A 15,453-nucleotide genomic window follows, 5' to 3' on the forward strand; every position below is an offset into this window, starting at 1 on the left:
ATCTAGATCATATGTTCGCAGTTGCGCGGACTGAAAGTGTGAAGCCACTGGCAAAACCAATCTTTCTTCACTGACAGCCTGTGCAGGGCGATCCAAACGCTAAAACTGTGATCCTTGCACGGTTGTAAATATAGTTCACGGTCTACGCTTTTGAACATTATTAATTCTAAAAATCATTTGTTCAACTGAGGCGTGATGATGAAGTCACTGATTGAAGCCCGCCAAATCCGCAAACAGTTCTCCGGCATCGCCGTGCTGAAGGGCATTGATTTCACTCTGCTTTCCGGCCAGGTGCACGCGCTGATGGGCGGTAACGGGGCGGGAAAATCGACGCTGATGAAAATCGTCGCCGGGGTAGAAACGCCGGATGAAGGTGAACTGATTATTAATGGCAAACCTTTTGCGCGTCTGAAGCCGGGCCAGGCGCACCAGTTGGGGATCTATCTGGTGCCCCAGGAGCCGATGCTGTTTCCCAACCTGACCGTGCGGGAAAACATTCTTTTTCGTCTGCCGCGCCAGGCGGGTGTCGACGCTCGTCTGAACGAAAAGCTACAGCAGTTGAACTGCCAGCTCAATTTGCAGGCCACCGCCAGCACGCTGGAAGTGGCGGATCAGCAAATGGTGGAGATCCTTCGCGGGCTGATGCGTGAAGCGCAAATCCTGATTCTGGATGAGCCCACGGCGTCTCTCACGCCGGGTGAAACTGAGCGGCTGTTTCGCCAGATCCGCGCGTTGCAGGCCTTGGGCGTCGGCATTGTCTTCATCTCTCACAAACTCCCGGAGATTCGCGCTCTCGCAAGTCATGTCTCGGTGATGCGGGATGGCGCAGTGGTGCTGAGCGGTGCCACGGCCGATCACAGCGATGCTGAGTTGATCGCCGCGATGACGCCCGTCAGCCGCGACAAAGACCTGAGCGATACGCAAAAGCTGTGGCTGGCGCTGCCGGGGAATCGGCGTACTCAGCCGCAGGATTTCCCGGTGCTGCGGGTGGAGGATCTGACGGGCGAAGGGTTTATCGATCTGAATCTGGAGGTCCACGCCGGGGAGATCGTCGGTCTGGCAGGATTGGTCGGTTCCGGGCGCACCGAGTTTGCCGAAACGCTGTATGGGCTGCGTCCGGTCAGAGCCGGGCGCGTGTGGCTGGAAAATCGTGATATCAGCCTGCACAACACTCGCTCACGGCTGGCAAGCGGGCTGGTGTATTTGCCCGAAGACCGTCAGGTGTCCGGGCTGTTTCTGGACGCGCCGATTCGCTGGAACACGGTGATGTTTAACCAGCCGTCCTTATGGCAGGAAAATAAACGTGAGGCGGCGGTGGTCGAGCGCTATCACCGCGCATTGGGCATCAAGCTCAACCATGCCGATCAGCTGGTGCGCACGCTGTCGGGCGGTAATCAGCAAAAGGTGCTGCTGGCGCGCTGTCTGGAGGCGAATCCGTTGCTGCTTATTGTCGATGAACCTACGCGCGGCGTGGATGTGTCGGCTCGCGCGGATATCTATCAACTGCTGAAAAGCGTGGCGGCGCAGAACGTGGCGGTGCTGATGATCTCCAGCGATCTCGATGAGTTTCCCGGCCTGGCGGACAGGGTGCTGGTGATGCATCAGGGGAGGCTGAACGGCGAGCTGGCAAAACAGGCGGTCAGCGTCGACAGAATGATGAACCTGGCCTTCGGAGGGCAGGCATGAAAACGTTGCTGAAAAATCGCGAGCTGACTGCATTGCTTGCCATCGTGGCGCTGTTTGCGGTGCTGGTGGCGCTGAACCCTTCCTACTTCAGCCTGCAAACGCTGGCGATGATTTTCTCCAGCTCGCAAATCCTTTGCCTGCTGGCATTGGGGGCCGCGCTGGTGATGCTGACCCGCAATATCGACGTTTCGGTTGGGTCGACCGTCGGCCTGAGCGCGATTGCGGTTGGCGTGGCGCTCAACAGCGGTTACGGCTTACCGGTCGCCATCGTGTTTGCGCTGGCGATCGGCGCGCTGGCCGGGGCTTTTAACGGGCTGCTGGTGGTGGGATTTCGCATTCCGGCGATTGTCGCCACGCTCGGCACTCTTGGGTTATATCGCGGCGTGATGCTGCTGTGGACCGGCGGCAAATGGATTGAAGGGCTGCCGGATAACCTGAAGGCGCTGTCGGAACCGGTTTTCGTCGGCATCTCGCCGCTGGGCTGGCTGGTGTTGGTACTGCTGCTGGCAGGCGCGTGGGCGCTGGCTCGCACCACTTTTGGCCGCGATTTCTATGCGGTGGGCGATAACCTCGCCGCAGCCCGACAGCTGGGCGTGGGCGTGAACCGTACGCGCATGCTCGCTTTTACCTTCAACGGTATGCTTGCGGCCTGCGGCGGCATCATCTTCGCCGCACAGATTGGCTTCGTGCCGAACCAGACCGGCAGCGGGCTGGAGATGAAGGCGATAGCCGCCTGCGTGCTGGGAGGCGTCTCGTTGCTGGGCGGCACAGGCACGCTGATTGGCGCTTTCCTCGGCGCGTTTTTCCTCACCCAAATCGACACCGTGCTGGTGCTGTTCAGGCTGCCCGCCTGGTGGAATGACTTCATCGCCGGAATGGTGCTGCTGGGCGTGCTGGTGCTTGACGGGCGGCTGCGCCAGGCGCTGATGCGTCATCAACGGGCGCAGAAATACAGCCGTTTCCAGCCGGGCAACAAAGGGGGAAAGCACGTCACCCCGTTCCCAAAACGTAAAAACAAAGAGGTCGCGTAAATGAAGCTGAACTGGGAAAGCGCGCTGCTGATTTTACTGGTGCTGGAAATCGGCCTCTTCGGGGCAGTGAACCCGCGAATGCTCGATGTGAACATGCTGCTGTTCAGCACCAGTGACTTTATCTGCATCGGCATTGTGGCGCTGCCGCTGACGCTGGTGATCATCAGCGGCGGCATCGACATCTCGCTTGGCTCCACCATTGGCCTTTGTGCTATCGCGCTGGGCGTGATGATGCAGGCGGGCTGGCCGATGAGCGTCGCCATTCCGCTGACGCTGGCGCTCGGTCTGCTGTGTGGCCTGGTGAACGCCGCGCTGATTCATTACACCGGGATTAGCCCGCTGGTTATCACGCTTGGCACGCTTTATCTCTACGGCGGTGCGGCGCTGCTGCTTTCCGGCATGGCCGGGGCCACAGGCTATGAAGGCATCGGCGGTTTCCCGGACAGCTTTACCGCCTTCGCCAATCTGACCCTTTTGGGTCTTCCTGTGCCGCTGGTGCTGTTTATCGTCATCACCTTTTTCTTCTGGCTGCTGGCTCACCGTGGGCGCTTCGGCCGCCATCTCTTTTTACTCGGGCAAAACCCGCGCGCGGCGCGCTATGCCGCGTTGTCGGTCAACGGCATACCGTATGTGCTGTACGGCCTGGTGGGGCTGGCTTCTGCCATTGCGGCGCTGGTGCTGGTCTCTTACTTCGGCTCAGCACGTTCAGATTTAGGCCGTGATTTGCTGATGCCCGCACTGACGGCAGCCGTGCTCGGCGGGGCGAATATTTACGGCGGGTCGGGATCGGTTATCGGTACTGCGCTGGCGGCTTTGCTGGTGGGGTATCTGCAACAAGGGCTACAGATGGTCGGCATTCCCAATCAGGTATCCAGCGCGCTTTCCGGGGCGCTGTTAGTGGTCGTGGTCATGGGGCGTTCGCTGAGTCTGCATCGTGAAGGGGTGCGCACGGTGTGGCGTCGGCTTCTTTCGCGCAAAACAATCGGAGCATGAGATGAAAGCAAAACTGTGTGTGCAGCTGAGCGCCCTGGCGCTGGCAATGAGCGTGGTCGCCGTGCAGGCGGCGGATAAAATTGCGTTTATCCCGAAACTGGTGGGCGTGGGCTTCTTCACCAGCGGCGGCAACGGCGCGAAAGAAGCAGGCAAGCAGCTCGGGACAGACGTTACCTACGATGGGCCAACAGAGCCGAGCGTGTCCGGCCAGGTGCAGCTCATCAACAACTTCGTTAATCAGGGCTACAACGCCATCATCGTGTCGGCGGTGTCGCCAGACGGGCTTTGCCCGGCGCTGAAGCGCGCAATGCAGCGCGGCGTGAAAGTGCTGACGTGGGATTCTGATACCAAGCCGGAATGCCGCAGCATCTACATCAACCAGGGCACGCCGGAACAGCTGGGCGGCCTGCTGGTCGACATGGCCGGAAAACAGGTCACTAAGCCCGACGCTAAAGTCGCGTTCTTCTACTCAAGCCCAACCGTGACCGATCAGAACCAGTGGGTGAAAGAGGCGAAAGCCAAAATCGCCAAAGATCATCCTCAGTGGCAAGTCGTCACCACTCAGTTTGGCTATAACGATGCCACCAAATCCCTGCAAACCGCCGAAGGCATTCTGAAAGCCTATCCGGACTTAGATGCCATCATCGCCCCGGATGCCAACGCGCTGCCCGCTGCGGCTCAGGCTGCGGAGAACCTGAAGCGCCAGGGCGTGGCGATTGTCGGCTTCAGTACCCCGAACGTCATGCGGCCTTATGTGGAACGCGGCACGGTGAAAGCGTTCGGCCTGTGGGATGTGGTGGAGCAGGGCAAGATTGCGGTTAACGTCGCCGATCATCTGCTGAAAAAAGGCGATCTGAACGTCGGCGACAGCGTGACGGTGAAAGACATTGGCGAGTTAAAAGTCGAGCCAAACAGCGTTCAGGGCTACCAGTATGAAGCCAAAGGCAACGGCATCGTCCTGCTGCCAGAGCGCGTGGTGTTCACCAAAGACAACATCGGCAAATACGATTTCTGAGGGAGGGAACAATGGCAGATTTAGACGATATCAAAGACGGGAAAGATTTCGGGCTCGACCGCCCGCAGAAAAATGCGCTCTATACCCTGAAAGGCTGCGGTTCGCTGGAGTGGGGCATGCAGTCGCGGCTGGCGCGCATCTTCAATCCGCAAAGCAACCGCACGGTGATGCTGGCTTTCGACCACGGTTACTTCCAGGGGCCGACCACCGGGCTTGAGCGCATTGATTTGTCGATTGCGCCGCTGTACGGCGAAACCGATGTGCTGATGTGTACCCGGGGTATTCTTCGCAGCACCGTGCCTGCGGCGACCAATAAACCCGTTGTGCTGCGGGCTTCCGGCGGCAACTCGATTCTGAGCGAGCTCTCGAACGAGTGCGTGGCGGTGACGATGGAAGACGCTTTGCGCCTCAACGTTGCCGCAGTGGCGGCGCAGGTTTATATCGGCAGCGAATATGAACATCAGTCAATCAACAACATCATCAAACTGGTGGATGCAGGCAACCGCTACGGCATGCCGGTGCTGGCAGTCACCGGCGTCGGCAAAGAGATGACGCGTGACGCGCGCTATTTCTCGCTCGCCAGCCGTATCGCCGCAGAAATGGGGGCCACATTTGTGAAAACCTATTTTGTGGAAGAAGGATTTGAAAAAGTTACCGCCAGCTGCCCGGTGCCGATTGTGATTGCAGGCGGCAAAAAGCTGCCAGAAGACGAAGCGCTGGAGATGTGCTGGCGAGCTATCGATCAGGGCGCATCTGGCGTGGACATGGGGCGTAATATCTTCCAGTCCAGTGCGCCGCTGGCGATGCTAAAAGCCGTGAAAAAAGTCGTGCACGAGAACGTGAGCGCCCGCGAGGCGTATCAGTTCTGGCAGGAAGAAAAACAGGGAGAGCAGCGATGAACGTGACGCTGGTAGAAATCAACATCAAACCGGAAAGGGTCGGCGAATTTCTCGACGTGTTTCGCGCCAACCACGAAGGCGCGCTGACAGAGCCGGGCAACCTGCGGTTTGACGTGTTGCAGGACCCGGAGATCAGCACCCGATTCTTTATCTATGAAGCCTACAAAGACGACGAAGCGGTGCTGGCGCACAAGAAAACCCCGCACTATCTGGCCTGCGTGGAAAAACTGGATGAGATGATGTCGGAGCCGCGTAAGAAACGCAGTTTTGTGGGGTTGCTGCCTGAATAAAAAATGCCCGGTGGCGGCTACGCCTTACCGGGCCTACACGGTGATGTAGGCCGGATAAGCGTAGCGCCATCCGGCAGTTATGCCTGCTCCACGGATACCCGAAGCGCAGCCAATGCTTTCCCCGTCGCTTTGATAACCTGCTCACACTGCTCAATCGTCAGGGTTAGCGGCGGTTCAATGCGAATGGTTTTAGCGTTGTTGAGCGTACCCGCCACCAGAATGCGCTGACGGAACATCTCGCTTGCGAAGCTGTAGCCAATTTCATTGTCGACAAACTCTATCGCAATCAGCATCCCTTTCCCGCGCGCTTCCTGCACCAGATCCGGGTATTCACGTGCCAGCAGGCGGAAGCCGTCCAGCAGCATGTCACCTTTCTGTTCGGCCTGAGCCGGCAGGTTCTGTTCCAGCAGCACGTTGATGGTCGCCAGCGCTGCCGCACAGGCGAGCGGGTTACCGCCAAAGGTGGTGGTATGCAGGAACGGGTTATCGAACAGCACCGAGAACACTTCTTCTGTCGCCACCGTCGCGCCAATCGGCATCACACCGCCGCCCAGCGCTTTGGCGAGGCAGAGGATGTCCGGCTGCACGTTTTCATGTTCGCAGGCGAACATTTTGCCGGTACGTCCCATCCCGGTTTGCACTTCGTCGAGGATCAGCAGTGCGCCAAACTCATCGCAGAGCTTACGCACCGCAGGCAGATAACCCTGCGGAGGCAGGATCACGCCACCTTCACCCTGAATCGGTTCGAGGATAATCGCCGCGACGTCATCACCCGTCTTTTTGCATTCGCTCAGCACGGTGCGCATGGCGTTGATGTCACCAAACGGCACATGGCGGAAGCCCGGCAGCAGCGGCATAAACGGTTTGCGGAAATTCGCTTTCGCCGTTGCCGACAGCGCCCCGAGGGATTTCCCGTGGAATGCGCCGCTGGTGGCGATAAACGTAAATTTCCCGCGTGGTGACTGATACGCTTTGGCGAGCTTGATAGCGGCCTCGACGGATTCCGTCCCGCTGTTGCTGAAGAAGCTGTATTTCAGTTTGCCTGGCGTCAGCGCAGCCAGCGTTTTCGCCAGCATCGCACGGAGCGGATCGAGCAGTTCCTGGCTGTGAAGCGGTTGTTTCGCGAGTTGATTCTGTACGGCGGAAACCACTGTTGGATTACGGTGCCCTACGTTGAAAATCCCAAACCCCCCAAGACAATCGATAAACTCTTGTCCCTGGGTGTCGACAAGCGTATTCAGACTGCCCGCTTGCCATTCTACGGCTCCGTAATCCCCGCCTGCAGTGACAGACTTGCGATACTCAAGAAACCCCGGATTCACATGCTCTTTGAAGTATTCCCGAACCTCCTGGTTGAGCGTTTTCATCTCCTCATGATCAAGCGTGCGCTTTTCAATGAGATTCAGTGCGTGCGCGCTGCAGGCAAGAGCCGAGGCGCTGGAAGGTAACCTGTTCAAAATATGCTCCTGGGTATCGCGTATCACATGATACTGATTTAAGTATTGCAGGGATTACGCCACCCTGGAGCGGAACGCAAAAATCAAGATAAACGGCTGTGGAGGGCTGAATGTTACAAAATTTAATCATTTCTATAACAACTATGCGGTTTTTACTCCTGAGCTTTCAGCATAAGTGCGGTCATTATATTGAACGGTTGCATCATGCTGGTGCAGCGGTTGCACCATCAGGGGGAAGGCCCAGGAAAATCAGGGTTTAAACGCAAAGTGCGATCTGTATCAACTTTAACAATTAAAGATAAAGTGGTTATCGCCGAAATAACAATTAAGAGAAAAATTAATAACCACTGATTCCAGCAAAGGACGCGTAAATGTCACCTCCATTAACAGTTACTCAGCGTGATTATCCGCTAGACGATGACACCACGTTAATGTCGACCACCGATCTGCAAAGCCACATCACCCACGCCAACGACACCTTCGTACACGTTAGCGGCTACCGCCTGGAGGAGCTGACCGGGCAGCCGCACAATCTGGTGCGCCATCCGGATATGCCGAAAGCCGCTTTTGCGGATATGTGGGCAACGCTCCAGCAGGGCGAGCCGTGGACCGGGATTGTCAAAAACCGCCGTAAAAATGGCGACCACTATTGGGTGCGAGCCAACGCGGTGCCGATGGTGCGCGAGGGCAAAATAATCGGCTATATGTCGATTCGCACCAAAGCGCAGCCGGAAGAGATTGCCGCCGTCACGCCGCTGTATCAGGCGCTGAACGAAGGGCGCTGCAACAAACGCGTGCACAAAGGGCTGGTTATCAGCAAACGCTGGTGGGGCAAATTGCCATCGTTACCTGTTCGCTGGCGAGTGCGTAGCGTACTCGCGGTAACTTGGCTGTTGTTGATGAGCACATTGTTGGCAACAGGGGCGCACTGGCTGGGATTGAGCGTCAGCACCGTGATGCTGCTTATCGGCGCGGCATTGCTGGAATGGCAAATTGTGCGTCCGCTGGAGAACGTCGCTCGCCAGGCTTTGAGCGTGGCAACCGGCGAGAGAAACAGCGTGAAACAGCTTAACCGTAGCGACGAGCTGGGCCTGATCCTGCGTTCGGTTGGGCAACTGGGGCTGATGTGCCGCTGGCTGATTCATGACGTTTCAGGCCAGGTGGCGAGCGTGCGCCAGGGCAGTGAGACGCTGGCGAAGGGCAATGACGATCTCAATGAACGCACGCGCCAGACGGTGGTTAACGTACAGCAAACGGTGGCAACCATGAGCCAGATGGCGGCGTCAGTGCAGAATAATGCCCAAACTGCGACGGCGGCGGATAAGCTCTCAAATGAAGCAAGCGCAGCGGCAACGCAGGGCGGCCAGGCCATGCATACCGTGGTGAAAACCATGGATGAAATTGCCGATAGCACACAGCGCATCGGCTCGATCACCAAACTGATTAACGATATCGCCTTCCAGACTAATATTCTGGCGCTCAACGCAGCGGTGGAAGCCGCAAGAGCAGGCGAGCAGGGCAAAGGTTTTGCGGTGGTCGCGGGAGAAGTTCGCCATCTGGCAAGCCGCAGCGCCAGCGCCGCGAACGATATTCGTAAGCTGATTGATGCCAGCGCCGACAAGGTGCAGTCGGGTTCCGATCAGGTTCATGCCGCCGGCAAAACAATGGACGATATCGTGAGCCAGGTTCGCCATGTGACAGGGCTTATCGCGCAGATCAGCCTTTCCACGTCTGAACAGGCGGCAGGATTGTCGGATTTAACGCGCGCAGTGGCTGAGCTGGACGCGATTACCCAGAAAAATGCCGGGTTAGTGGAAGAGAGTGCTCATGTTTCGGCGATGGTGAAACACCGCGCCGGGCGCTTACAGGATGCGGTGACGGTACTGCACTGATCGCACAAGCTGCCCTTTTGTGTTTTGTTGCAAATCATTATCATTTACGCTTAATGAGAATAACAGACTAAAAGAGGCATTCCGATGGCGACCCTGACCGACAAAAAATACCCGAAGCGCGTGCGCAACGAGCTGCGCTTTCGTGAGCTGACAGTGCTGCGCGTGGAGCGTATCAGCGAGGCATTCCAGCGCATTGTGCTGGGCGGTGAGGCGCTGGAAGGCTTCACTTCCCCAGGATTTGACGATCATACCAAACTCTTTTTCCCGGAGCCGGGCAGCCACTTTGCGCCGCCGACGGTGACCGATGAAGGCATCGTGTGGGCAGAAGGCGTGCGTCCTGCATCGCGGGATTACACGCCGCTGTTCGATGCGCAGCGCAATGAGCTGGCGTATGACTTTTTCATTCACGAAGGCGGTGTTGCAAGCCAGTGGGCGATGAAGGCCAAAGCGGGAGATAAGCTGACGATTGGCGGCCCACGCGGATCGCTGGTGGTGCCAGAAGACTACGCCTGGCAGCTTTATGTTGCCGATGAATCGGGCATGCCAGCGCTGTTGCGCCGTTTTAAAGCGCTGCTAGCGTTGCCTTCGCGCCCACAGGTGAAAGCGATTGTGACGGTGGCGGATGCCAGCTATCAGGATTACCTGGCGGATTGCGGCTTTGAGATTGACTGGGTTATCGGTCACAGCGAGGAAGCCGTCGCAGCAAAACTGAAAGCGGTGGCAGTGCCGGAAGAGGACTATTTCCTGTGGCTAACCGGAGAAGGTACTGTGGTGAAATCGCTGCTGGATAACTGCATTTCTGACGCTATCGACCCGCAGCTGGTGCGTTCTCAGGCTTACTGGCATCAGAAGTGATCGTGCCAGCCCCTCTCCCTAACCCTCTCCCGCGGGGAGAGGGAACCGAAATGTGCGGCCTTTGATTTTCTCCCTCTCCCTGGGGAGAGGGCAGGGGAGAGGGGGAAATCCCAAAACTCAAGCCACCTCATCAAACCCGGCATCAACAATTTGCCTCTCAAGCGTATAAATCGTATTGCGCATCGCCTTTTCCTGCTGTTGGAAATACCCTTCCGGGTCGCGAAGCGTGGTCACCAGCTGCCATGAGCCTTCTTTCTCCAGGCTAACCAGTTCCGCATTGAGCGCCTGAATTTGCTGGCGAATTTCCGCAACGCGCCGCGCCAGGCGTTCCAGATCGTTCAGCCTTTCGCTTGCCATCATCGGCTTCTGGCCCTGCATCAGCTTGCCGAGGATCATGCGGATGGTGGCGAGGTCGCTGCGCTGACGAGCCTGATTCAGCTGCACCATCAGCGAGGTGGCTTCCGCTTTCAGCTCATTGTCCACCAGATCCGGATGGCAGAGTTTGCTGGCCTGCCGCCACAAGCGTTTTAATTCCTGACGTTCTGACTCCGCCAGCCGCTGTTGTGCCTGCTGGTGGCGCTGAGCTTCCTGGTGGCGCTGCCGATAGGATTCATAATCCGCGTCGGCTTTCCGGGCTGATTCTTCGGCAACCGGTTCGCTGCGATCGCCTTCGCGTAGCTGCTTGCGAAGCATTTTCTCTGCCAGCACTTTGCGCAGACGGAGGATCTCGGTCATCAGCGGGCCGAGCCGAGTCATGTAGAGATTGTTAAACTCATCCAGCCGTTGAATGCGTGAGTTGCGGCGATCGATGAGATCCCGCAGTTCGGTTTCCAGAGCTTTGAGTTCGAGCTTGTTGGCAGCGATGCGCGGATCTTGCCAGGCCGTCAGCGCGCGCTGGTTTTGCAGCCAGGCGATGATAGCCGTCATCGCTTCGGCATAGTGTTTTTGTTCCAGCGTCTGAACGATGCTTTTCAGCTCGCTATCCAGGCACTCTTTTTTGAGTTGCAACACCTGGCCGTGGATGATGTCGTCATCCTCCAGCTCAATCGCATTCTTAATGATTTCCAGACGTTTGATCGGCTTGTTCATGGCGTGCTTAATTTCGCATCAGGCCTGCTATATGGCTGGCAGAGTAGCATTGCCCCGTTATGGCTTCCAGCCTGCAAGCAAGATTAAAAGTCTCACTATTTCATAAGCTTTACATTTGGTATTTTCTGTCACTTTAATGGGAATTTTCCAGCATAAATCCTGCCTTTGTGGTTGGAACTGCTGCACAGTTTGTTTATTTCTTTTGTGTGACTGTTCCTGACTCATGTAAATAGGGTGAGGGAATCTCTGATAATTTTTTTTTGGATAAATTGAATTTAAAAAATTCAGAAAACGGGTCGCCATGAAGAAGGGTAAGGAAACAATCATCTCTGTACTCAAAAAAAGAAAAATAGGAGTATTATAATGCATACTGTTGATTTAAAAGTACTACATGTCGTTCACGTTATTCTGACCAGCGGCAGCGTCACCAAAGCCGCTGAGATCCTCAACCTGACGCCGGGGTCTGTGACCTACTGGTTGAATAAGGCGAGGGAAGCCACCGGGTCAGCGCTGTTTTTTAGAAACAAAAATGGCATGCAGCCCGATAATGTGGCAAAAGAGCTGAGTGTGAGGTATCAGAAATTTGCGACTCAATTTCAGGAAGATAATAAAAAACTGCCTCTCGACGATCGAACTATCACTCTCAGTACCTACGCCCTTTTTGAGCTTTTTCTTGGCCTGTCGGTCCATGAACACTCCCCCAGTAAAAATATTGTGTTCACACCGTTACCTACGGATTCATGTGAGCGACTGACAAAGTTAAGGAATAAAGAGGTCGATCTTGATATCGGCTCCACACTGCCCGAAGATCGCAGTATTATTCGAACCCGGGTACTAAATTCCCCTATCCGGGCTATTGTCCGCAAAGACCATCCTTCGATTAAAGAGAGATTGACGCTGGATCACTGGAGTGAAAACCAGCATATTGCCTGGAGCCGGGAATCTCAATTGACCTGTGATGATCATCACGAGGCCACTCAATATTATGAGCTGTTGCAGAAGCGAAATTTTGTATGCACCTCAAGTAACTCTTCTAATATGATAATGATGGCCTGTCATACCGATAGTATTGTTCTAATGCCTGATTTTATTGCGAAAATATTTCAGAAAAAAATGCCGATAGCCATTTTTGATCTTCCGCTACCCTTTGAGTTGCATTATGAATTTAGTGCTCACTATCATTGCTCCATGATAAAAAATAAATGTGTGGAGGCCATGTTGGAGAAAATACACGGCATGCTGGATGTAAATCATCTATAAGCCCAGGCCTTAGACCCGCTTTTTTATTTTGAGTCAATGGCGTTAATCTTTTTCTGATTTATGAGGTTAGCGCTTTTGGTTGTGATGAATATCTGTTTCTACTTTGTGCTGCGCTATTCATAATATAATTCCTGTTCCATTAAGTTATTACTATAAGCAGGTACTGGCAGTGAAAAAGAAAGTTGCACCTCGCCAACATAACCACCCGTTTCAGCAGGAGATAACCCAACTCGTTATTCAGGGGAATGATCAAGAGGCGTTAACAAGAATTAAAAAACGCCTGCTTTTTCATCCTCGTGATGTCTGGTGTTTGCGGGAAGCGGGAAAGCTATCGCGACGGCTGAGAAAATTATCTGATGCAAAAGCATTTTATCGCAAGGCGTTGACGATGGCTCCGGGCGAGGCCGGTACGCTGGGCGGAATGGGGCTAACGCTGTATGACGAGAAAAACTACCTGGAAGCTGAGCGCTATTATCTGGCGGCATTGAAAAGCTACCCTGGCTATTCCGCCTGCCATAACAACTATGCCGTGATGTTGGGGAAAATGGAGCGCCATGATGAAGCGCTTCACCACTATCAACAGGCGCTATCCCTGAATCCCGACTACACCGATGCCTGTCTCGGGGTGTGCACGACCTTGACTCTCAAAGGGGAGCTTTCACAGGCTGAATCCTTACTTTGGCAGGTGCAGGCACAGCGACCCGACGATATGCACTGCCAGAACGTATTGGGTATGGTGTTGTTGCAGCAGGGGAAATATCAGCAAGGCTGGGCCTGTTACCGCGCGCGCTATGCCAGCACCAACCCACACCGCTTCTTTACCCTGCCCGCTCTCAATTTGCCTTACTGGCAAGGGGAGGATCTGACAGGCAAAACCATTCTTATCCGCACGGAACAAGGCTATGGCGATGAAATTCAGTTTTGCCGATTTGTTCGTCAGCTTAAATTGGAGAAAAATGCCGAACGCGTGGTGATGGTTGGGCGTAAGGGGCTCGAAAGCGTGATGAAGCATTTGCCGGGCGTGGATCGCTACCTGCTGCCTGCCGATAAGCTGGCGCTGGCGGAAGTAGATTGTTGGTCAATGTTGCTCGATCTTCCCGCCCATTTTAGTGAGAGTGCCGATCCTTTTGCGGCCACAACCCCTTATTTGCGCCGTCGCGGTCGCCTGAGTAAGAAATGGTTGTTGCCGGAGAAAGGGCTCCGCATTGGCGTAGTCTGGAAAGGCTCAGCCGATCATAAGCGCGATCAATACCGTTCTTTACCCCATCTTGATGAGCTTGCACCGCTGCGTGAGATCCCCGGCATTGTCTGGGTGAGCCTGCAAAAAGGGCAAGGTGAAGCTGAAGTGGCTGGCTGGCCGGAGATGATCCCGTGTGGTGAGCAATTTGAGCATTATGGCGATACGGCCTCTGTGCTGTCGCAGCTGGATTTAGTTATCGGCGTTGATACCTCGGTCATTCACCTCGCCGGGGCAATGGGGATCCCTTGCTGGGTGATGCTCTCATCGTTTGCCCGTGACTGGCGCTGGAGGCAGGGTTGTACGGAGACGGAGTGGTATCCTGGGATGCGCTTGTTTGCCCAACAGAGCCAGCATAACTGGCAAGGCGTTGTCGCCCAGGTGTGTGATGCGCTCATGGCGTTTAGCCGAAGCCGCAACGTATCTGACAAGTAATACCGCAAAAAAAAACAGGCCTCGACAGAGACCTGTTTTACTTTACTGCCAGTAAACGGAAGCGTTAAGCGACCAGATGAATATCGACACCGTGCTGGACAAGCACTTCAATGTCGCTGCCGGCATGTTGATAGACCTCGTAGGTCACCCCGGCTGACGTTGCCTGACCGGCATCATGCCAGGTGTTTTCCGCCAGAGTGTCCACTTTCAACTCAACCACATCACCTTTATCGCCCTGAATGGCAATCTGCTGTTTGCCGTCCTGAATCAGCAGATTTTGCTGGTGATAGCTTAATACATCGCTCATCTCGAGGGTGACCGTGTCCTGAGAGTGGTTAGATAGCGTCAGTGTGGCATGCTGGCTCAGTTCCTGCTGCTGATGTTCAGTCAGGTTCGCCTGAGATTGATCCGCTTCGACCTGAGCCTGAGCAATATCTTCAGCAGACATATGCACAGCCTGGACGGAAGATGATGACGCGTAGGTTCCCGTAATATTATCCACGTAGCAGTAGGTCATATTGATGCCTGCGTATGGATTGGTATTGGTGAAACTTAGCTGAATGGAATCGATTTCCTGACCTGGCGACGCAGTGTAGCTAGCCGTGGTTAGGAGTCCATCGTATTTATCATAAGTGTCAGTGTGGATCACCTGACCCTTTTCATTCATATAGGTCACCGTCAGTTTTTCCGTGGTGGTCATGTCGCCAATCTGGAAAGCGATGCTTGACAGCGGTTCATCCATGTTCAGCGTCACCGATGATCCCTTACTCAGTACCATGGCTTTGCTGGACGGCCTTTGTGAGACACCGTACTGAGTGGCATTGATCCCCGGCGAATAAACATTGGTCGCGCCTGAGTTATTCACTTTGACATCGAAATGGTCGAAGTCGTAGAGCGAGCCGCTGCGGAACGTCAGATTGGTATGGGAGTTAAAGTCTTCTTTGAACGTGTCGGTATCCTGTTCATTGGCCACTTTTTCCACTTTGTAGGTTTCTGTGGCACTCTTGTTGCCCGCAACATCGACAGAGTAGACGCTGTAGTTGAACCAGCCGTTGGCACTATAGCCCTGCTTAAGCTCCCAGTGGCCTGTATTATCAGCCTTGCAGGAGTAGTTGTAAGAGCCACCGTTCGCCCCGTGACGGGTAAAGTAGATGGTGCTGTTCGGCTCTGCGGTGCCTGTGAGCACAACGGAATCATCATCTGTTTTGCCGCCGTTGGCCACCAGCCCTTGTTTCGAACCATGGTCATCGGTGACCCCAGTGATGGTCACATGCGTAGTGGTATCTACGGTGACGTTAATAGGGGCCGTTTTGG

At 55.2% G+C, this 15,453-nt stretch carries 13 protein-coding genes; 10 read left to right on the top strand and 3 right to left on the bottom strand.

Annotation, left to right across the window (positions count from 1 at the left end; genetic code table 11):
* Positions 1 to 198: 198 nt before the first annotated feature.
* The 6 genes from lsrA to lsrG are packed head-to-tail and all read left to right on the top strand — an operon-like array spanning position 199 to position 5,914.
* The gene (lsrA, locus tag ACRCWW_RS13155) at positions 199 to 1,686 is read left to right on the top strand and encodes an autoinducer 2 ABC transporter ATP-binding protein LsrA (protein WP_438682810.1); all 1,488 of its coding nucleotides are present in this window, start codon (positions 199 to 201) and stop codon (positions 1,684 to 1,686) included.
* Positions 1,683 to 2,717, top strand: a complete 1,035-nt coding sequence (gene lsrC, locus ACRCWW_RS13160) for an autoinducer 2 ABC transporter permease LsrC (protein WP_438682811.1) — start codon at positions 1,683 to 1,685, stop codon at positions 2,715 to 2,717. Before lsrA ends, lsrC begins: the two co-directional genes overlap by 4 nt.
* A complete protein-coding gene (gene lsrD / locus ACRCWW_RS13165) occupies positions 2,718 to 3,710 on the top strand; it encodes an autoinducer 2 ABC transporter permease LsrD (RefSeq protein WP_438682812.1) in 993 nt (330 codons plus the stop codon).
* A gap of 1 nt (position 3,711) precedes the next feature.
* A complete protein-coding gene (gene lsrB / locus ACRCWW_RS13170; protein ID WP_438682813.1) occupies positions 3,712 to 4,725 on the top strand; it encodes an autoinducer 2 ABC transporter substrate-binding protein LsrB in 1,014 nt (337 codons plus the stop codon).
* A gap of 11 nt (positions 4,726 to 4,736) precedes the next feature.
* Positions 4,737 to 5,624 carry a 3-hydroxy-5-phosphonooxypentane-2,4-dione thiolase gene (gene lsrF, locus ACRCWW_RS13175; RefSeq protein WP_438682814.1) on the top strand — a complete coding sequence of 296 codons (888 nt, stop codon included), beginning with the start codon at positions 4,737 to 4,739 and terminating at the stop codon, positions 5,622 to 5,624.
* Positions 5,621 to 5,914: a (4S)-4-hydroxy-5-phosphonooxypentane-2,3-dione isomerase gene (lsrG, locus tag ACRCWW_RS13180; protein WP_438682815.1), complete on the top strand. Its 294-nt coding sequence runs from the start codon at positions 5,621 to 5,623 to the stop codon at positions 5,912 to 5,914. Before lsrF ends, lsrG begins: the two co-directional genes overlap by 4 nt.
* Before the next feature lie 77 nt (positions 5,915 to 5,991).
* Here lsrG and ygjG read toward each other — a convergent pair whose 3' ends face one another.
* Positions 5,992 to 7,371: a putrescine aminotransferase gene (gene ygjG, locus ACRCWW_RS13185; protein ID WP_438682816.1), complete on the bottom strand. Its 1,380-nt coding sequence runs from the start codon at positions 7,369 to 7,371 to the stop codon at positions 5,992 to 5,994.
* 371 nt (positions 7,372 to 7,742) lie between these two features.
* On the opposite strand from ygjG, the gene ACRCWW_RS13190 reads away from it, so the two are divergent.
* Positions 7,743 to 9,263, top strand: a complete 1,521-nt coding sequence (locus ACRCWW_RS13190; RefSeq protein ID WP_438682817.1) for a methyl-accepting chemotaxis protein — start codon at positions 7,743 to 7,745, stop codon at positions 9,261 to 9,263.
* Between the two features lie 84 nt (positions 9,264 to 9,347).
* Positions 9,348 to 10,118: a siderophore-interacting protein gene (locus ACRCWW_RS13195; protein ID WP_438682818.1), complete on the top strand. Its 771-nt coding sequence runs from the start codon at positions 9,348 to 9,350 to the stop codon at positions 10,116 to 10,118.
* Positions 10,119 to 10,235: 117 nt separating this feature from the next.
* Here ACRCWW_RS13195 and ACRCWW_RS13200 read toward each other — a convergent pair whose 3' ends face one another.
* Entirely contained in the window at positions 10,236 to 11,207 is a 972-nt protein-coding gene (locus tag ACRCWW_RS13200; RefSeq protein WP_438682819.1) for a DNA repair protein, read from the bottom strand.
* A gap of 363 nt (positions 11,208 to 11,570) precedes the next feature.
* Between ACRCWW_RS13200 and ACRCWW_RS13205 the strand changes: the two genes are divergently transcribed.
* The gene (locus ACRCWW_RS13205) at positions 11,571 to 12,467 is read left to right on the top strand and encodes a LysR family transcriptional regulator (RefSeq protein ID WP_438682820.1); all 897 of its coding nucleotides are present in this window, start codon (positions 11,571 to 11,573) and stop codon (positions 12,465 to 12,467) included.
* A 169-nt stretch (positions 12,468 to 12,636) separates the two neighbouring features.
* Positions 12,637 to 14,139, top strand: coding sequence for a tetratricopeptide repeat protein (locus ACRCWW_RS13210; RefSeq protein ID WP_438682821.1), 1,503 nt, complete (start codon positions 12,637 to 12,639; stop codon positions 14,137 to 14,139).
* Between the two features lie 64 nt (positions 14,140 to 14,203).
* Here ACRCWW_RS13210 and ACRCWW_RS13215 read toward each other — a convergent pair.
* The coding region (locus ACRCWW_RS13215) for an Ig-like domain-containing protein (protein WP_438682822.1) at positions 14,204 to 15,453 on the bottom strand (1,250 nt) is incomplete at its 5' end.

Origin of the sequence: Scandinavium sp. (assembly GCF_051650185.1) — a bacterium.
Lineage (GTDB): Bacteria > Pseudomonadota > Gammaproteobacteria > Enterobacterales > Enterobacteriaceae > Scandinavium.